At 65.8% G+C, this 17,296-nt stretch carries 16 protein-coding genes and 1 pseudogene; 8 read left to right on the top strand and 9 right to left on the bottom strand.

Annotation, left to right across the window (positions count from 1 at the left end; genetic code table 11):
- Positions 1-74 precede the first annotated feature (74 nt).
- Together MSP7336_RS05075 and MSP7336_RS05070 are read left to right on the top strand one after the other, a co-directional pair.
- Entirely contained in the window at positions 75-1,160 is a 1,086-nt protein-coding gene (locus MSP7336_RS05075; protein ID WP_069394129.1) for a M42 family metallopeptidase, read from the top strand.
- Positions 1,161-1,169: 9 nt separating this feature from the next.
- The gene (locus tag MSP7336_RS05070; protein WP_069394130.1) at positions 1,170-2,639 is read left to right on the top strand and encodes an amidase; all 1,470 of its coding nucleotides are present in this window, start codon (positions 1,170-1,172) and stop codon (positions 2,637-2,639) included.
- Between the two features lie 86 nt (positions 2,640-2,725).
- Here the strand turns inward: MSP7336_RS05070 and MSP7336_RS05065 are convergent, their stop codons facing one another.
- Positions 2,726-3,934 (bottom strand): thiolase family protein, encoded by a 1,209-nt coding sequence (locus MSP7336_RS05065; protein ID WP_069394131.1) that lies wholly within the window; start codon positions 3,932-3,934, stop codon positions 2,726-2,728.
- A 16-nt stretch (positions 3,935-3,950) separates the two neighbouring features.
- The gene (locus MSP7336_RS05060; RefSeq protein ID WP_069394132.1) at positions 3,951-4,349 is read right to left on the bottom strand and encodes a Zn-ribbon domain-containing OB-fold protein; all 399 of its coding nucleotides are present in this window, start codon (positions 4,347-4,349) and stop codon (positions 3,951-3,953) included.
- Between the two features lie 131 nt (positions 4,350-4,480).
- Between MSP7336_RS05060 and MSP7336_RS05055 the strand changes: the two genes are divergently transcribed.
- Complete coding sequence (locus tag MSP7336_RS05055; protein ID WP_113963189.1) at positions 4,481-7,087, top strand: flavin-containing monooxygenase; 2,607 nt, start codon at positions 4,481-4,483, stop codon at positions 7,085-7,087.
- Between the two features lie 5 nt (positions 7,088-7,092).
- On the opposite strand, the gene MSP7336_RS05050 is transcribed toward MSP7336_RS05055, so the two are convergent.
- Positions 7,093-7,743 carry a hypothetical protein gene (locus tag MSP7336_RS05050; protein WP_113963188.1) on the bottom strand — a complete coding sequence of 217 codons (651 nt, stop codon included), beginning with the start codon at positions 7,741-7,743 and terminating at the stop codon, positions 7,093-7,095.
- 59 nt (positions 7,744-7,802) lie between these two features.
- Between MSP7336_RS05050 and MSP7336_RS05045 the strand changes: the two genes are divergently transcribed.
- Positions 7,803-8,486, top strand: a complete 684-nt coding sequence (locus MSP7336_RS05045; protein WP_069394135.1) for a P-loop NTPase family protein — start codon at positions 7,803-7,805, stop codon at positions 8,484-8,486.
- 2 nt (positions 8,487-8,488) lie between these two features.
- Entirely contained in the window at positions 8,489-10,393 is a 1,905-nt protein-coding gene (locus tag MSP7336_RS05040) for a YhgE/Pip domain-containing protein (protein WP_113963187.1), read from the top strand.
- Between the two features lie 5 nt (positions 10,394-10,398).
- Here MSP7336_RS05040 and MSP7336_RS05035 read toward each other — a convergent pair whose 3' ends face one another.
- Positions 10,399-11,034 (bottom strand): TetR/AcrR family transcriptional regulator, encoded by a 636-nt coding sequence (locus MSP7336_RS05035; protein WP_069394137.1) that lies wholly within the window; start codon positions 11,032-11,034, stop codon positions 10,399-10,401.
- A 203-nt stretch (positions 11,035-11,237) separates the two neighbouring features.
- Here MSP7336_RS05035 and MSP7336_RS05030 point away from each other — a divergent pair, with 203 nt between their 5' ends.
- Positions 11,238-12,023, top strand: a complete 786-nt coding sequence (locus MSP7336_RS05030) for a spirocyclase AveC family protein (protein WP_113963186.1) — start codon at positions 11,238-11,240, stop codon at positions 12,021-12,023.
- Positions 12,024-12,034: 11 nt separating this feature from the next.
- Entirely contained in the window at positions 12,035-13,234 is a 1,200-nt protein-coding gene (locus tag MSP7336_RS05025; RefSeq protein ID WP_113963185.1) for a cytochrome P450, read from the top strand.
- A gap of 6 nt (positions 13,235-13,240) precedes the next feature.
- Here the strand turns inward: MSP7336_RS05025 and MSP7336_RS05020 are convergent, their stop codons facing one another.
- The 3 genes from MSP7336_RS05020 to MSP7336_RS05010 all read right to left on the bottom strand — a co-directional run bounded on the left by MSP7336_RS05020 (position 13,241) and on the right by MSP7336_RS05010 (position 14,492).
- Positions 13,241-13,507 (bottom strand): YdeI/OmpD-associated family protein, encoded by a 267-nt coding sequence (locus MSP7336_RS05020; protein WP_069394140.1) that lies wholly within the window; start codon positions 13,505-13,507, stop codon positions 13,241-13,243.
- A gap of 103 nt (positions 13,508-13,610) precedes the next feature.
- Positions 13,611-13,856 (bottom strand): microaggregate-binding protein 1, encoded by a 246-nt coding sequence (mbp1, locus tag MSP7336_RS05015; RefSeq protein WP_069394141.1) that lies wholly within the window; start codon positions 13,854-13,856, stop codon positions 13,611-13,613.
- Positions 13,857-13,967: 111 nt separating this feature from the next.
- A complete protein-coding gene (locus tag MSP7336_RS05010) occupies positions 13,968-14,492 on the bottom strand; it encodes a helix-turn-helix domain-containing protein (RefSeq protein ID WP_232320901.1) in 525 nt (174 codons plus the stop codon).
- Positions 14,493-14,640: 148 nt separating this feature from the next.
- Between MSP7336_RS05010 and MSP7336_RS05005 the strand changes: the two genes are divergently transcribed.
- Entirely contained in the window at positions 14,641-15,570 is a 930-nt protein-coding gene (locus tag MSP7336_RS05005) for a hypothetical protein (RefSeq protein WP_232320902.1), read from the top strand.
- A gap of 5 nt (positions 15,571-15,575) precedes the next feature.
- Here MSP7336_RS05005 and MSP7336_RS24075 read toward each other — a convergent pair.
- Together MSP7336_RS24075 and MSP7336_RS04995 are read right to left on the bottom strand one after the other, a co-directional pair.
- Positions 15,576-15,755: pseudogene (locus MSP7336_RS24075) on the bottom strand (cytochrome bc1 complex cytochrome b subunit); the annotation flags it as partial.
- A 28-nt stretch (positions 15,756-15,783) separates the two neighbouring features.
- On the bottom strand, positions 15,784-17,232 hold the full coding sequence (locus tag MSP7336_RS04995) for a protein adenylyltransferase SelO (protein ID WP_113963184.1): 1,449 nt from the start codon (positions 17,230-17,232) through the stop codon (positions 15,784-15,786).
- Between the last annotated feature and the right edge of the window lie 64 nt (positions 17,233-17,296).

Here is a 17,296-nt window from a genome sequence, read left to right as displayed (position 1 = left end):
CTAATGGGTATACCCGTTACCACCGTGGCACGGTCGCGGGCCTCCGCGACGGCCAGTCACAGAAGGAGTATCCGATGGCACAGCGTGACCATGACTCCGGCGATGACTTGTTGCAGGAACTGCTGCTCGCCTACGGGCCGTGTGGTCAAGAAGACGCGGTGCGCGAGCTGTGTGCCCGCGAATTACAGCCCGTCGTCGACGACATGTGGACTGACGAGGCCGGCAACCTGATCGGTCACCTGCGCGCCACCGATGGCGCAGGCGACGATGCGGCGACGCGGCTCATGGCGCACATGGACGAACTATCGATGATGGTCAAGCGGATCGGATCCGACGGAACGCTGCATCTGACGCAGCTGGGCACGATGTATCCGGGAAACTTCGGGCTCGGCCCGGTCGCAGTGCTCGGCGATCACCAGACGTTCACCGCCGTGCTCACACTCGGCTCCGAACACACCACCAAAGAAAGCCCGAAGATCTGGGAAACCAAGCCCGACCAGGGCGACAAGGCGCTGGACTGGCAGCACGTCTACGTTTTCACCGGCCGCACCGCCGAAGAGCTCACCGCCGCCGGTGTGCACCCCGGTACCCGGGTGTGCGTCGACCGGAGCAAGCGAACCCTGGTCGAGCTGGGCGACTACCTCGGCAGCTACTTCCTCGATGATCGCGCCGCAGTGACTGCCCTGCTGCGTGCGGCTCGCCTGCTGCGTGAGCGCGAGCAACGACCGGCTGAAGACGTGTATTTCGTGTTCACCACCAACGAGGAGATCGGTGGGGTGGGCGGCTCATACGCCAGCGCCAGCCTGCCGGGCCGACTCACCCTCGCCTTGGAGGTGGGGCCCACCGAGCAGGAATACGGGACCAGCGTTACCGGAGGGCCCATCATCGGCTACAGCGACGCCCAGTGCGTCTACGACAAGGACGTCGCCGACCGGCTGATGGCGATCGCTACCGAGCGGGGACTGGCGCCGCAAGCGGCTGCGCTGGGGGCGTTCGAGTCCGATGCCTCGCACGCCAAGGCCAGCGGGCTGACCCCATGCGCGGGCCTGCTATGCCTGCCGACGCTGAGCACCCATGGTTTCGAAGTCATCGCTCGCAGCGCGATTGATGCCATGGCGGCGATCGTCGTCGACTTTTTGCTGCCGAGCCGCGCGTCTTAGGGTCAAACGATGAAATTCGAAGAGTATCGGGGATACGACGCCACCGGACTGGCAAAGCTGGTCGCCGATCGGCAGGTATCGGCTGCCGAGCTACTCGTCCTGGCGCGCGAACGAGCGGCCGCGGTGAACCCGCGAATCAATGCGATCGTTCGTGACGTTCCCGCCTCGCCGGCACAGGAACTCAGCGGCCCGTTCGCCGGGGTTCCCTTTCTGATCAAGGACATCGCGCAGGACTACGCCGGCCTGCCCACCTCGCAGGGCTCGCGCGCGTTGAAGTCGTTGCCGGTCGCCGAGCATGCGACCGTCGTTCAGCGCTGGATCGACGCCGGGCTGGTCATCTTCGGCAAAACCAACCTGCCGGAATTCGGGGCGAAGGGCATTACCGAACCGGTCGCGTGGGGCCCGGCGCGCAATCCGTGGGACGTGCAGCGAACCCCGGGTGGGTCCTCGGGCGGGTCGGCGGCCGCGGTCGCGGCCGGGATCGTGCCGTGCGCGGGCGCCAACGACGGCGGTGGATCGATACGGATCCCGGCGGCCTGCTGCGGCCTGGTCGGCCTCAAACCCGGGCGGGGCCTGACACCCATGGGCCCGGCACTCGGCGAGTTCATGCACGGTGCCGCCGTGCAGGGCGTGGTTTCACGGACGGTGCGCGACACCGCCGCGATGCTCGACGTCATCTGCGGCGGTGAGCCTTTCGGCCCCTACGCGCCGGGCATGCCCGCGTCGCCGTTCGCATCGTCGGTGGGAGCCGATCCCGGCAAGCTGAGGATCGGCGTGCGGGTGCCGTCGGCGATCAACCCCACGCCGCACCCTGAGGCGTTCGCGGCTGTCGAATCCGCCGTTCGCGGGTTGACTGAGCTCGGCCACCACGTCGAGGAACTGCCACAGGCGCCCTACGACGACGCCGCGCTCGCCCGGGATTTCCTGTGTAGCTGGTTCGTCTACATCGCTCGCCAGGTCGCCGAGGCCAAGCGACTCACCGGTGCGGGTAACGAGTCGTTCGAGCGGGACACACTCATCATGGCGGCCCTCGGTCGCGCGACCAGCGGAGTCGAATACCTCGACGCCGTCGAGCGCCGGCACGAGCACACCAAAAGATTGACCGAGTTCTTCGACTCCTATGACCTGCTATTGACGCCCACCCTCGCAACTCCGCCGCCCAAGATCGGTGAATTCGATCTGCCGATTGCGCTGCAATACGGGGCCGACGCCCTAATCAAGACCCGCACAACTCGCCTATTGCGTGCCACCAACATCGTCGACGACATGGTGGACAAGAACCTCGGCTGGGTGCCCTACACGCAGTTGGCGAACTTAACTGGGCGCCCGGCGATTTCGCTGCCCCTACACTGGACGGCCGACGCGCTGCCGCTCGGCGTGCAGTTCGTCGCCCCGCTGGGTGGGGAGCCGTTGCTGCTGCAGCTGGCGGCCCAGCTCGAGCAGGCGCTGCCGTGGGCCGATCGGCAGGCGCCGCTCTAGGCTGGGCCCGCCGCTCAGTTGACTCTGCGTCCACCACGTAAAAGTGCGAGTGCGATGCGTGGTCAGCGCAGAGTCAACGGAAGGAACTAGGCCGCCGACTTTTCCAGGATGTGCACGCCGCAGGCCGAGCCCAAGCCGATCACGTGGGCGAGCCCGACCTTGGCGTTTTCGATCTGGCGGTCGCCGGCTTCGCCGCGAAGGTGGTGGCAGATTTCCCAGATGTTGGCGATGCCGGTGGCCGCGATCGGGTGGCCCTTGGACTGCAACCCGCCTGAAACGTTGACCGGGGTAGCGCCGTCGCGCCAGGTGGCGCCCGAGTTGAAAAAGTCTGCGGCGCCGCCCTCTTCGCACAACATCAGGTTGTCGTAGTGCACCAGCTCGGCGGTGGCGAAGCAGTCATGCAACTCCACGAGATCCAGATCGCTCGGGCCGATGCCGGCCTGCTCGTAGGCGGTCGCCGCAGCGTTGCGGGTCAATGTGTTGACGTTCGGCAGCACCTGGCAACCCGCCTCATAGGGGTCGGTGGTCAGTATCGACGCCGACACTTTCACCGCGCGCCGACGTTGTTCGAGGGAAAGCGATTTGAGCGTCTCACCGTTGCACACGATCGCCGCTGCAGCCCCGTCGCAGTTGGCCGAGCACATCGGCCGAGTGTTGGGGTAGGCGATCATGACATCGTTCATGATCTGCTCGAGGGTGAAGCGCTTCTGGTAGGCGGCAAGCGGATTCAACGTCGAGTGAGCGTGGTTCTTCTCGCTGATCTTGGCGAAGAGCTCGAAGCTGGTGCCGCCGTACTTGTGGCCGTATTCGGTGCCGATCTGAGCGAACACACCCGGCATCGATTCGGTGCCGATCCTCCCGTCGATCGGCGCGACCGCGCCATAGCGGCCGTTGGGCTCCCACACCTCGGCGTCCTTCTTCTTGCCGCCCGCGCCGAGCAACCCCGCGCCGGAGAGCTTTTCCACGCCGACCGCCATCCCGTAGTCGACCTCGCCGGCCTTGACAGCCATGATGGCGGTCCGCAGCGCGGTGGCCCCGGTAGCGCAGGCGTTGGCCACGTTGTACACCGGGATACCGGTCTGACCGATCTGTTTCTGCAATTGCTGACCGATCCCCGCGTTGGCGGCCATCAAGTTCCCAGCCGCCAGCACTCCGATATCGGCCATCGACACGCCGGCGTCGGCGAGCGCACCGGTTGCGGCCTCTGCGGCCAGATCGACGGTGTCTCTGTCGGGGTGTTTGCCGAACTTGGTCATCTTGATCCCGAGGATCCAGATTTCGTCGCTAGCGCTCATCGTCGCTCCTTACTGTTCAGCTGGCCGGCTCGAAGCCAAAGCCAATCGCTTCGGTACCGGCGGTGTCGGTGCCGATCGGGTAGGTGGCCAGCCGCACCTTCATCCCGTCATGCACGTGCTCGGGGTCGGGCTCGACATTGATGAGATTGGCGCGAACCTGGGTGCCGTCGCAGTCGACCACGGCGGCGACGAATGGGACGGGGATGCCTGGCGCGGCGAACGTGACAATCGTGAACGCCCGCACCGTGCCCTCGGTCGCGACCGGGACCGTCTTGAACTCGGTGGCGAAGCAGCTCGCGCACCCGTTGCGCCGATCGAAGAAGCGGGCGCCACAGTTCGTGCATTCCTGCGCGACCAGGTGCGGTTCGCCGTCGTCAAGCACCAGATAGTCGACCAATGGGATCTGCCTGGCCATAGGAACCTCCATGTTCTCTTCAACGGACGTTAGCGAACCTGCGCCCGGCAGGACAGATCGGGCACCAAGCGCCGCCAAAAAAGTATCGCGGTACCGAGGACAGCCCGTCGCGGCGGCGTGATGATCAGACGATGACCGATCCAGCCAGTGCAGACCGGCCGACACCTGACGTCGACGTTGTCGTCGTGGGCGCGGGTATGGCCGGCTTATACCTCGCCTACCGACTGAGCCTGGCCGGATACCGGTTCCGGATATTCGAAGCGGCCGACGGCGTGGGCGGCACCTGGTACTGGAACCGGTATCCGGGTGCCCGGGTCGACGTGCCCAGCATCGACTACATGTACAGCTTCGATCCCGATTGGCAGCGCGACTGGCAGTGGTCGGAGAAGTACGCTACCCAGCCGGAGCTCTTGCGCTATTTGAACCACGTGGCCGACAAGCACGACCTGCGGCGCCACATCACGTTCTCGACGCGAGTTCAGCAGGCGCGCTGGGCCGACGACGCGTCGCTATGGCATGTCAGCACCGACCGCGGCGACGAGGTCACTTCCCGTTTCCTCGTGATGGCGACGGGCTGTCTGTCCATGCCCAAGCAGGCCGAGGTCGACGGACTCGAACGGTTCACCGGTGAGGTCTACTTCACCAGTCGCTGGCCGCACGACCCGGTCGATTTCAGGGGCAAGCGGGTCGCTGTCATCGGAACGGGTTCCTCCGGGGTTCAGACGATTCCAGTTATCGCCCGGGAAGCACAAGAGCTGGTGGTGTTTCAACGCACCCCGTGCTTTTCGATCCCGGCGCGTAACGGCCCGTTGCCGCCAGACAAGGCTGCGCGCCTGATGAACGAGCCGGAATACCGTGCGGCGGCGAAGAACTCGCCTGGCGGCATTCCGATGGAGCGCAGTATCACCCCGACGTTCACCGTGTCGGAGACCGAACGCCAACAGCGCTACGAGGACGTTTGGCAGGGCGGAATGCTGTTCGACGTCCTGAACGTCTTCGCCGACGTGATGAGCAATCCGGCAGCCAACCACAAATTGGCCGAGTTCTTCCGCAACAAGATCCGCACCATTGTCGACGACCCGCAGACCGCGGCTGATCTGTGCCCCACTGATTACCCCATCGCGACGAAGAGGCCGTGCCTGGACACCGACTACTACGCGACCTACAACCTGCCCCATGTACGGCTTGTCAACGTCCACAAACACCCCATCCGGCAAATCACCGAGACCGGCATCGATACCGCCGGCGAGTCGTTCACCTTCGACGTGATCGTGTTCGCCACCGGCTTCGACGCCGTCACAGGTGCGCTGACAGCCGTCGACATCAGAGGCCGTAATGACTTGGCGCTGAAGGACAAATGGGCGGACGGGCCCAAGACCTACCTCGGGTTGACCACGAACGGATTCCCCAATCTGTTCCTGATCACCGGCCCGGGAAGCCCCTCGGTGCTGTCGAACATGATCGTTTCGATCGAACAGCACTCGGATTGGGTGCTCGACTGCCTCGATCAGCTCAACGCCGGCGGCTTCGACGTCATCGAGCCCACCGAACTGGCCGAAGCCGGCTGGACGCAACACGTCAACGACTGCGCCGAGATCACCCTCTACCCGCAGGCGAACTCCTGGTACATGGGCGCCAACGTGCCGGGCAAGCCGCGGGTTTTTCTGGCCTACTGCGCAGGCCTCGACTTCTACCGCGCCAGCTGCGACGAGGTCGCCGCCCGCGACTATCTGGGCTTCACGCGTTCGGGCCCCGGCGGCTCGCGTTGCAACGACGGGGTGGTGCGACGGCTGCAACCCGACGTCGAGATGATGCTCGACGCGACGGCCGAGCTGGGCCTGCCGCCGATCGAATCGATGTCGGCAGCGGACGCCCGCACCTTTTACCTGCAGATGTCGACGGCCCGACCACCCGGACCGGATGTCGGCGAGATCATCGACGGTGTGTTCTCCGGCGCCACAGGCGATTTAGCGTACCGGCTGTACCGACCCACGACTGCGGGTCCGCACCCGATCGTCGTGTACTTCCACGGCGGCGGTTACGTCTTGGGCGACGCGATCTCCGACGATCCGCTGTGCCGGGACCTGTGCGTGCGAAGCGACACGGTTGTCGTCTCGGCGGACTATCGCCACGCCCCCGAGCACCGCTTCCCTACGGCGATCGACGACGCTATGGCTGCGGTGCGGTGGTTCGCCGACAACGCCGAGGTGCTCGGCGGCAGACCGAACCAGCTCGCGGTGTGCGGCTGGAGCGCGGGCGGTGGCATCGCCGCGGTGGTATGCCAGCTGGTGCGGGACTTGGGCGGACCGGCCATCGCGGGCCAGGTGTTGTTGACGCCGATGATGGCCGGTGCGACAACACGGGCATCCATCACCGAGAACGGCGACGGCTACGGTCTCACCACACCGCTGCTGCGGTGGTTCTGCGACCACTACATCGATCCGGCTGATCGAAATGACCCCCGCTTCGCACCCCTACACGCCCCGGATTTGTCCGGGCTGCCGCCGGCCATCGTGGTGACCGCCGAGTTCGATCCACTGCGCGACGACGGGGAGGCCTACGCCGCGGCGCTGGCCGCGGCAGGTGTTCCGACGGAGCATGTCCGCGCCCGCGGCCACACCCACCAGTCGGTGGCGATGGTCGATGCGGTCATCTCGGGCGCACCGGTACGCGCACGGATGGCCGACTCGCTGCGCCGGTTGTTCGTCGCGACGCGTGCGCCCGAACCCGCTTCCTGACGAGGTCAGTACGTCAGCGCGCAAAGCAGTGGCAGCAGCGCGAGCGCCAGCGGCTGCGGTTTCGTCGCCGGGTTGTAGGCATAGCGTCGCGCCCTGCGCAGCCCGAGATGCATCGAGCGGGCATAGGCGGCGGTGTTCAGGGCAAACTGCGGGTCAACCAACACCGATACGCCCACGGCTCTCGACGGTCCTGGTTCGCCGGCGAGGAGTTCACCCAGGGTGGCGCCGTCACCGTCACGCACAGGCCACGGACCCTCGCCGCCGCACGTGATTTCGGCGATTCGTTCGTCATTCGGGCCGTACACGGTGAGGGTGTCGCCGCGGCGTTCACTGCGGGCCACCCGAACGCCCGCTGGATCCGTCACCGTCACGATCGCCGGTTTGTCGTTGATTGAAGTTGCCCGGGCCAACGGGCCGTCCGCGCCGATCAGGTCGATGTGGATGTTGTCGCCGACGCCCATGCCGGTGAGGGTCCACAGTTTCCAGAACTTCTGAGCCAGCTTGCCCCCGTGGTGCACTCGCCGGCTAGCCGCGAGCACGGCGTCGTTTCCGTCGATGATCTCCCAGTGGTGGCCGAGGGGACTCGCGCCGGCATGAAAGACGGCGCTGATGGCGCCGCGGGTCAGGTCGTCGAGCGAACGCGCAGCGTAAGACATATCAGTAAAGAAAATGACACGCGTGGGGGCGCCGCAGCGCGTTTTGATCGAATAGGCCCATGGATGCACAGGACGCACAGGACGAGCCGGACGCTGCGCCATTGATCAGCGCCATCGGGCTGGGGGTTGACGGCGAACACGGACCGCTCTTCTGTGCCGTCCATCTCGCACTCACAGCGGGCTTGCACGCCATCCAGATGCCGGGTGGACCAGGGCAGACTGCCCTGTTGTTGACGCTGGCCGGGCGGCTCAAGCCCACCCACGGCACGGTAAGGGTGTTCGGTGACTCGCAACCGCGCGCAATCCGCCGGCACTGCTCGATCGCGGCGTTCGCCGACATCGACGATTTGGAGGAGTCGGTCACGGTGCAGACCGTGCTCGCCGAACAACGCCGATGGCTGGCGCCGTGGTACTCGCAGGTGCCGATGCAGGCCGGCCAAGCCGAGCTGAAGGAGGTGTTCGGCGAGATCGCCCCGCCGTCGGCGAACTCCTACATCGTCGAGTTGTCCGACCTCGAACTGTTCTTGCTGCGGATCACTCTGGCGCTGATGTCGGACCGGCCGATCCTGGTCGTCGGCGACCTTGAACAGGTCCGGGACAACGCTCGACGGGCGACTGCGGTCGAGCGGCTCGGCGCGATCGCGACCCGGCGCACGGTCGTTGTGGGGGTGACCAATCCGCTGGGCGCGGACGCTCCCGAGCACGAGCTTCACGATTACCGGACGCTGACCGGGGAGGGCTGACGATGCTGGCTGGTCTTGCACTGGGCTCGGAGATCAAGCGGTTCGGCCGCAGCCGGATGACGCGGGCCGCGATCGTGGTGCTGATGCTGCTGCCCCTCGTCTACGGGGCGCTGTATCTGTGGGCGTTTTGGGATCCGTTCGGCCACGTGAACAAAATGCCCGTAGCGCTGGTCAACGCCGACCGCGGTGCCGTCGTTTCCGGGCAACGGCTAAATGTCGGCGATGAGATCGCCAAGGGCCTGACCGCTGACAGCGACCTGGACTGGCATGTCGTGGATGCCGAGCAGGCACGCAGCGGAGTCGACCACGGCAAGTACTACTTCATGCTCGAATTGCCGCCGGACTTCAGCGAAGCAATCGCGTCGCCGGTGACCGGGCACCCTAAAAAAGCCGATCTGATCGCCGTGTACAACGACGCCAACAACTACATCTCGTCAAGCATCGGCCGCACCGCCGTCGACCAGGTCCTCAACGCGGTATCGACGCGGATCTCCGGACAGGCAGTCAACCAGGTGCTGTCGGTCGTCGTCTCGTCCGGTGCGGGCATCAAGCAGGCTGCCGACGGGGCCCAACGACTCGCCGACGGCGCGGCTCAGGTCGACGGCGGTGCCGGGCAACTGGCGACCGGCCTGCACACTGCCCGGTCCGGATCAGCGCAGCTGGCTGCCGGCGCCAAGCAGCTCTCCGATGGGATCAACCAGGCCACCGACCCACTGCTCGCGGTGGCCAAAGTGCTGTCCGCGGTAAGTGGCAGCACCAGTGCGATCCAGCAAGTCGCCGACCAGATCGATGCGATCGCCGCGGCTCAGGACGCCGCCGCAACCTCCTTGTCAGGGGTCATCGATCAGCTGTCGGTAAGCCAGGACCCGACAGCACGCAACGCCGTGGGAGCGCTGCACGGCATACAGGATCAGCTCCGGCAGCACCAGTTCACACCCCAGCTCCGCCAGCAGCTCACTGACGCGCAAAACGCCACCGGCCCAGTGAGATCCGCGCTCGACAGAGTCGGCAGCGGCGCGCAGGACCTGACCGACAAGATCACCCAACTACGCAACGGAGCCCAGCAGGTCGCCGCTGGCAACGCCGAATTGGCAAGCGGTATCGCCAAACTCGACGACGGCGCCCAGCAGCTGAAATCAGGCACCGCACAACTCAAGGCCGGGTCAGCCGAGCTCGCGGCCAAACTCGCCGACGGGGCCAAGCAGGTCCCCGACTGGACCACCCAGCAGAAGAACGCCATCGCCGACACCATCGGCGGCCCGGTTCATCTGAAAGCCACACACGAGAACGCCGCACCCAACTTCGGCACCGGGATGGCGCCATTCTTTTTGACCCTCGCCTTGTTCTTCGGCGCGCTGGTGCTATGGATGGTGTTGCGACCCTTACAAAACCGTGCGATCGCCGCAGAAGTACTTGCGCTGCGCGTGGTGCTTGCCAGCTACCTGCCCGCAGCGGCCATCGGGATCATCCAAGCGATCATCTTGTACTGTGTGGTGCGCTTCGCGCTTGGAATGCACGCGGCCCATCCCGTCGGGATGCTCGTTTTCATGGTGCTGATCTCGTGCGCGTTCGTCGCCGCGACACAGGCGATCAACGCGCTCGTCGGCCCGGCGGTGGGCCGGGTGCTGATCATGGCCTTACTCATGCTGCAGCTCGTCAGCGCCGGCGGCATGTACCCGGTGGAAACCACCTCAAAACCGTTCCAGACCCTGCACCGCTTCGACCCGATGACCTTCGGCGTCAACGGGCTGCGGCAACTCATCCTCGGCGGTATCGATTTCCGGCTGTGGCAGGCGATTATCGCGCTGGTCGGCATATTGGTCGTCGCGGTGACGATCGCTTGCCTATCGGCTCGACGCAATCGACTCTGGACTCTCACCAGGCTGCTGCCGTCGATCAAAGTCTGATGCGCTCAGTCGTTGCGGTGCAGGAAGCCGTGCAGGATCGCCTGGACGAGTTCCTCGACGATCGCCTCCCGCGACGGCTGCGCGGCTCCGGAGTAGGCCGAACGCAGCGCGGCCATCCCGGCGATCATGGCGACCGTCGAGCGCGCCGGCAGGTCCGGCTGGCTTGACCGCAGTCCCCGCAGATGCATTCCCTCGGCGCTGATTTGGCCGAGCACGGTGAGCGCATGCCTGATGTCGGCGATCCCGGCCTCAGCGATCTCGTCATCGCTGAGCGTGTCCGATGCGATGAGCGTCACGAGCAGGCCCCGGTGTTCCACCAGTAGGTCGTAGAGCTGCCCGACGAAATGGCGAGTCAGTTCCTCCTCGTCGGTTTCCTCGGGAACCACCGACCGCCACGTCTGACCGAACTCGTCGACGAAGTTGGTGAACGGCAAGACGAGGGCTTCGCGGAACAGGCCGGCCTTCGACCCGAAGTGGCGAAAGAGCAGATGCTCGGTGACACCGGCCGCCTGGGCGATCTCCCGCGTCGTGGTGCTGCGGTAATCACGGCGGGCAAACAGATCACGGGCTGCGTCGAGCAGCAAGGTCCGCGGCGCGCCGCGCGGGCGGCGGGTGGCCTGAGCGGAAGGTCCTGGGGGCATCGTTGTTCGCTACTCCAACTCGGCTGTTGGCGCACTCGAGCCAACCAATCTTCAATCTTAAGATAGTGTGCGCTATCCTTTCGATCCGGGAAGGGGCGCAGCTATGGGCGTAGTCGTGGTGCTCGGCACACTCATCGGACTGATCGTCCTGATATACGGCCTGGTCATCTACCTCGACCCGGAAGTACGCGGGGCTACGACCGATGAACGCTGAGCTGACGCCGCTGCTGAAAGCAGCCATCGCCTTCGCCTACGTCGGCGGGGTCTCGTTCGTGGCGATCGGTGTCTACCTGAGCTACCGCCGTCGACGCCTGCACCCGCTGTTGCTGCTCTGCATCTCGGCGATCTCGTTCTCGTGGATCGAGGCACCGTACGACTGGGCGGACTACGCGCAGTTCCCGCCGGCCATTCCACGCATGCCGTCCTGGTGGCCGTTGAACATGACGTGGGGCGGTCTGCCCTCGTCGGTGCCCATCGGCTACATCCCCTACTTCGTGCTGCCTGCTGTGATCGGCGCCGTACTCGGTCGTTGGCTGAGCTCGAAGATGCACTGGCGCAGGCCGATCACCCTGCTCAGCGTTGGGCTCGTCGTCGGGTTCGTGTGGGCTTTTCTGTTCAACGCCATCCTGGGGGCCCGACTCGGAGTTTTCCACTACGGCAAGGTGATACCCGGCCTGGGGCTATGGGAAGGGACCAAGCAGCAGTACCCCATCGACGACGCCCTGGCAATGGGGGTGCAGATGATGGTCTTCACCTACCTGCTCGGACGCACGGATTCCCAGGGGCGCAATGTCATCGACATGTGGGCCGACAAGCGATCCTCAACCCGGCTGCAATCTGCCGTGCTGTCCATCGTTGCTGTGGTTGTCATCGGAAACTTGCTCTACGGAGCGGTTTTCGCACCGCACCTCGTTGCGAAGCTGCAAGGTTGGACGACCGCGGGGCCCGCGGCTCTGCTGTTTCCCGGCGTAGAGAACCAACCCCTGTAGGAAGTAGACCAGTGATCAGCAACCAAACTGCGCAGCTGTACTACGACCCGTTCGACATCGATATCGACGACGATCCGTACCCGGTGTGGAAGCGGATGCGGGACGAGGCGCCGCTGTACTTCAACGACAAGTACAACTTCTATGCACTGAGCCGCTACGACGACGTTGCGAGCGCACTTCCGGATTGGCAGACATACCGGTCCGGTCGCGGCACCACCGCCGACATTCTGTTCAGCGGCATCGAAGTACCGCCCGGCATCTTGCTGTTCGAAGATCCGCCGCTGCACGACTTGCACCGGCGCTTGCTGTCGCGGGTCTTCACTCCGCGCCGGATGCTGGCGGTGGAGGGTTTGGTGCGCGATTTCTGTTCGCGCGCGCTGGATCCGCTTGTCGATCTGGACGGATTCGACTTCGTCGCCGATCTTGGTGCGGTCATGCCGATGCGGACAATCGGCTACCTGCTGGGCATCCCGGAGGAGGGCCAACAGCTGATCCGTGATCGCAACAACGAGCGCCTCGCGGTCGACCGGCGGCCGGGAGGCGAGGTCAGCCCGACGGTTTTCGAAGATGCGATCACGATGTTCGCCGAATACATCGAGTGGCGGGCGACGCATCCCTCCGACGATCTGATGACGGAGCTGCTCAACGCGCACGTCGAAGAACAAGACGGATCGTCGCGTCCGCTCGAGCGCACCGAAGTCCTCGCCTACACCGCGATGATCGCCGGCGCCGGTAACGAAACCACCACTCGGTTGATCGGGTTCATGGGTCAGCTGCTCGGCGAACATCCCGACCAGCGACACGAACTCGTCGCCGATCCATCGCTCATTCCGGGCGCGGTGGAAGAAACGCTGCGCTACGAGGCGCCATCACCGGTGCAGGCCCGCTACGTCGCCCGCGACACCGAGTGGTACGGCCGCACCGTGGCGGAGGGCTCGTACATGTTGTTGCTCAACGGGTCGGCGAATCGTGACGAACGACGGTTCAGCGAACCGGACCGCTACGACATCCACCGTACGGGTGGGCATTTGAGCTTTGGACACGGTTTGCACTTCTGCCTCGGGTCGGCGCTGGCGCGGCTCGAAGCGCGGGTGGCCTTCGAAGAGGTGCTGAAGCGGTGGACCGACTGGGAAGTTGACTACGCCAACGCGCGAAAGGCGCACACCTCCAGTGTGCGCGGATGGGCAAAGTTGCCCGTCAAGACCAAATAACGGGCCTCAGCGGCCGGTGCGCTCCCGGTGCTTGCAACCCGGCCAGCAGCATGGTCGTCGCTTGCCTTCTTCCAGCTCTTCTTGGGTCCGGCGGATGCGGCGTTCGCGGGTCTTCTGTTGCTTGGCGTCCTCGACCCAACAGATGAACTCGTTGCGCGCCAGCGGCGTGATGTCGTTCCAGGCGGCCAGTGCTGTGGCATTGCCGACCAACGCCGTACGCAGGTCCGGGGGCAACTCGTGCACCACACCACCGGGAACTTGATCGCTGCTCACGCGGCCAGCGTACTTGCCGCGTCGTTTTGCCCACGATGGCGCATAAAGGACGCATAAAGAATGAGCCCAGCGATTCTCGGCTGGGCCCATCCTGGCGACACGTCTAGTTGTTGTCCTGGTTGGCCTTCTGACGCTCTTCTGCGGCCTTGGCGCTGGCGCGCGCCGCTTCGGCTTCGGCTTCCCTTTTGGCCGCGTCTCGTTGAGCCTCGGCCTTGTCCTGCTGGGCTTTGGCTTCCTCGACCATCTCGTCGTTGCCAGTGACGGAACCGACCGCTTCTTTGGCCAGCCCCTTGGCGCCCTCCACGACGCCCCTGACGGCCTCTCCGGGACCGCTCTTGTCGTCCGCCATTTTGTCCTCCCTCAGGTCGGCGGCGTTCCCGCCTCCGGCCTTTCAGTTCCCGCCGTGCGTGGAACGCAAACCCGTTCATGCGGACTGATTTCACGGGTTGCGGTGAATGCCTCAGCTGACCGATACTCGCCGGTCGTCGATGGTGGCGAAGTCTGCGGCCACGTCGCTGAGCACCGCGAGCAGGTTTTTGACTTTGGCCGCTTCCTCGTGGGTGGGAATCTCGCCGGCCTCGAGGTCGTCGAGGAGTTCGGGGCGCAGGCCGGTACCGTTGGCCACTTCCTGGGTGGACAGTTTGGCGTGGATACGCGCGGCGTAGAGCTGTTGGCCAAGACTCGAGCCGGGCGCGGCCGCCACGCGACTCATCAACTGGTCGTAGCGCCGGCGAACATCGCTGAGCGCCATGATCACGCTCGGAGAGGATCGGCTGCGGCCGGCTGCTTCGGTGAGCGCGGCCCGCAGTTTGCGCATGCCGGCCAGAACGACGTCGGCGCGTTGGTGAAACGTCGCGTCCTGTGCGGACGGCAAGGCATCGATGGCGGCCACATGCATGTGGATGGCGGCCTCGGAAAGGCTGACGATGACTGACGACTCACCGTCGTGCGGCGCGGGCTGCGACGGCATTGCTCCACGTGACACCGAATCGACATTAGCGGTCCGCGCCGACGTCGTACACCATGAGTGACGGCCCGCCGGTGCGATCGGCGCGGGCCGACGAGTATCGCCTTGACCGCACCGCTCTAGTCTGAACCGCATTGCGCGGTGTGCTCGGTGAGAGGGGAGGCAGGTGACTGAAGTAATGCAATCCGGCGGGGCCGCCGGGCCTCGGCAGCTCGGCGACTTCAACGGTGCGCCGCCGCCGTCGCCCCGCCTCGAGCCGCCTCGCCGTGCACCGCGGTGGTCCGACTTACCGGGAGGGTGGGGCAGCGTCGGCTGGGTGACCTGCGGAATCGTCGGCAGCGCCGCCATTGTCTGGTTTATCTTTCTCAGTCCCGCCCCGAGCGAATCCAAGGCGCAGTGGTTCTTCGGTGCGGTCGTCTTCGGCGTGGTGCTGGTGGCGCTGTGGCAGACCATCACCATCCAGCGTTACGCGGCGCGCACCGCTGCCGAAGCCGTCGAACGACTACGCGGGCAGTTCGTCGCCGCCGAGGAACGTTCGGCCCGCGAGGTCGCCATAACGCGCAGGTTGCACCAGACCGAGATGGAAGCCCAACAGGCATTGCATCGTGCCGCGATGGACGCTGCGCGGGAGCACGCGGCCGTCGAGCGCACACAGCTGCTCGAGCGGCTACAGAAGCAAGCGATGATCGAGGTGTCGCGTGCCGTCGCGGCGCACACCCGGATGCTGGCAATGCTGTGGAACGAGGCTGCACGGGTTCTGCGCATCGAGGACGCCGCTGAGCGGGAAATCGCGATGAACCCGATTTTCGAACAGATCGGGCAAGTCGTGAGCGACTTCTCCGTCGAACTGGGCAATGCGCACCTGCTGATCGAGGATCACGACCTGCACGCCGCCCTGGACCGGATCAACGAGGCGGCGGTCATGGCGGTTCGAGTGGCCGAGGAGATCCACGCCGCAGTTGTCGAAGGCCAAGAGCTCGACCCCAACCCCGTCCCCGCGGTCCAGCGACTGATGCATGCGCGGGCCGCAGATGCCCGGCGGTTGGCATGGCAGTTGTTGCGTGCCGGCCTCGACGACGACGGCCGCGGTAGCTGATCGCTCTGGCGTTCTTGCAGCGCGGTCAAAGCACGCCGCGTCGAAGCGGTTGCGGCGACCGCCAGCGCTTCGCGTTCGGATTCCGGGTCGGGCGACAGCAGGCTGCCTGTCGCCGGCACGCCACCCGAGCCCAGCTTGTTCATCCGCTTAGGCACAGGTGCGCCTTGGTATTTCAGCGGGACGGGGCCAAGCTCGGTCGATACCGGTCTAGTGCTAGGTGCCGCAGAAGGTCTGGTATGGCCCGAAATCTTCCGGTGCCGCAGCGGCATAGCGCTGTCGGCCCGGCCGCTCGTCATAGGGCGCGGCCAACACCGCCAGTAGTCGCTCGAGCGGGTCCAGGTCGCCGTCGGTTGCCGCGGCAAGAGCTTCTTCGACGAGATGGTTGCGGGCGATGTAGACGGGATTGACGCGGTCCATTGCGTCGGCGTCCGGATCCAGCGCCAGCCAGCGCGCCAACCAGTCGTCGAACGCGGCGTGCTCGGCGACGAGTGCGCGCGCGGGCTCGGCCTCGCCGCGGGCGGCTCGGCTCAGGTGGCGGAAGAACGAGGTGTAGTCGACGCGATGCTGCTCGAGCAACCCGAGCAGCTCGGTGCCCAGCTCGTCGGCGTCGGCCGATAGGCCGAGCTTGGCGCGCATGCCGGCCGACCAGGCCGCGTCGTATTTGGGGCGAAAACCTTTGAGTGACTCCACCGCGACGGCCACCGCCTGCTCCCGGTCGTCGGCGAGCAGCGGCAGCAGCGCCTCGGCGAACGCGCCCAGGTTCCATTCGGCGATGGCCGGCTGATTTCCGTAGGCGTAGCGACCCCAAAAATCGATCGAGCTGAAGACCGTGGCCGCGTCGTAGGAGTCCATGAAGGCGCAGGGCCCGTAGTCGATGGTCTCGCCCGAGATCGTCATGTTGTCGGTGTTCATCACCCCATGGATGAAGCCGACGAGCATCCACTGCGCCACCAGCGACGCCTGGGCGGCGATCACGGCTTCCAGCAGCGCAAGGTAGGGCTGGTCGCTTTCCACCGCGCCTGGATGATGCCGGGTGATCGCGTAGTCGGCGAGGCGGCGCAGCAGCCCCACGTCTTTGGTCATCGCCGCGTATTGGAACGTCCCGACCCGCAGATGGCTGCTCGCGACCCGGGCGAGCACTGCGCCGGGCAGCAGGGTCTCCCGTTGCACCACGCGCCCGGTCGCGACCACGGCCAGCGATCGGGTCGTCGGGATGCCCAGAGCGTGCATGGATTCGCTGACGACGTACTCGCGCAGCATCGGGCCGACCGCGGCAAGCCCGTCGCCGCCGCGGGCGAACGGCGTGGGCCCGGAACCTTTGAGGTGCAGGTCGCGAGGCTGGCCGTGGGTGTCAACGAGCTCGCCGAGGAGTAGGGCGCGACCGTCGCCTAGCCGCGGAACGTACCCGCCGAACTGGTGCCCGGCGTAGGCCTGGGCCACCGGGTCTGCGTCGGCGGGAAGGCGGTTGCCGACCAAAAAGCGCAGCCCGTCGGGACTTCGCAGCCACGCCGGGTCAAGGTCGAGCTCGGCGGCCAGTGTTTCGTTGAGCACGAGCAATCGCGGCTGCGCAACCTGCTCGGCCTTCCAGCGGATCGCCAACTCCGGCAGCTCACGGGCGAAACGGTCGTCGAGCGTGATGGTCGGTTCGGGTGCAACGCTCACCTCACCGAGAGTACGGAGGAAGCGTCTGAAGCCGCGGCCGACCGAGGCACGGCCCTCTGCAAGA

It is taken from the genome of Mycobacterium shimoidei (assembly GCF_900417275.1).
In the GTDB taxonomy this organism is placed as follows: Bacteria; Actinomycetota; Actinomycetes; order Mycobacteriales; family Mycobacteriaceae; genus Mycobacterium; species Mycobacterium shimoidei.
The sequence above is the reverse complement of the archived record's forward strand: the minus strand, read 5'-3'. Positions and strand labels throughout refer to the sequence as shown.

What these genes read in the sequence shown, in the direction of transcription:
- MSP7336_RS05035 (WP_069394137.1), bottom strand. Translation starts at nt 11,034, where the DNA reads ATGCCCCCAGGACCTTCCGCTCAGGCCACCCGCCGCCCGCGCGGCGCG.
- MSP7336_RS05060 (WP_069394132.1), bottom strand. Translation starts at nt 4,349, where the DNA reads ATGGCCAGGCAGATCCCATTGGTCGACTATCTGGTGCTTGACGACGGC.
- mbp1 (WP_069394141.1), bottom strand. Translation starts at nt 13,856, where the DNA reads ATGGCGGACGACAAGAGCGGTCCCGGAGAGGCCGTCAGGGGCGTCGTG.
- MSP7336_RS05040 (WP_113963187.1), top strand. Translation starts at nt 8,489, where the DNA reads ATGCTGGCTGGTCTTGCACTGGGCTCGGAGATCAAGCGGTTCGGCCGC.
- MSP7336_RS05065 (WP_069394131.1), bottom strand. Translation starts at nt 3,934, where the DNA reads ATGAGCGCTAGCGACGAAATCTGGATCCTCGGGATCAAGATGACCAAG.
- MSP7336_RS05070 (WP_069394130.1), top strand. Translation starts at nt 1,170, where the DNA reads ATGAAATTCGAAGAGTATCGGGGATACGACGCCACCGGACTGGCAAAG.
- MSP7336_RS05055 (WP_113963189.1), top strand. Translation starts at nt 4,481, where the DNA reads ATGACCGATCCAGCCAGTGCAGACCGGCCGACACCTGACGTCGACGTT.
- MSP7336_RS05030 (WP_113963186.1), top strand. Translation starts at nt 11,238, where the DNA reads ATGAACGCTGAGCTGACGCCGCTGCTGAAAGCAGCCATCGCCTTCGCC.
- MSP7336_RS05050 (WP_113963188.1), bottom strand. Translation starts at nt 7,743, where the DNA reads ATGTCTTACGCTGCGCGTTCGCTCGACGACCTGACCCGCGGCGCCATC.
- MSP7336_RS05045 (WP_069394135.1), top strand. Translation starts at nt 7,803, where the DNA reads ATGGATGCACAGGACGCACAGGACGAGCCGGACGCTGCGCCATTGATC.
- MSP7336_RS05075 (WP_069394129.1), top strand. Translation starts at nt 75, where the DNA reads ATGGCACAGCGTGACCATGACTCCGGCGATGACTTGTTGCAGGAACTG.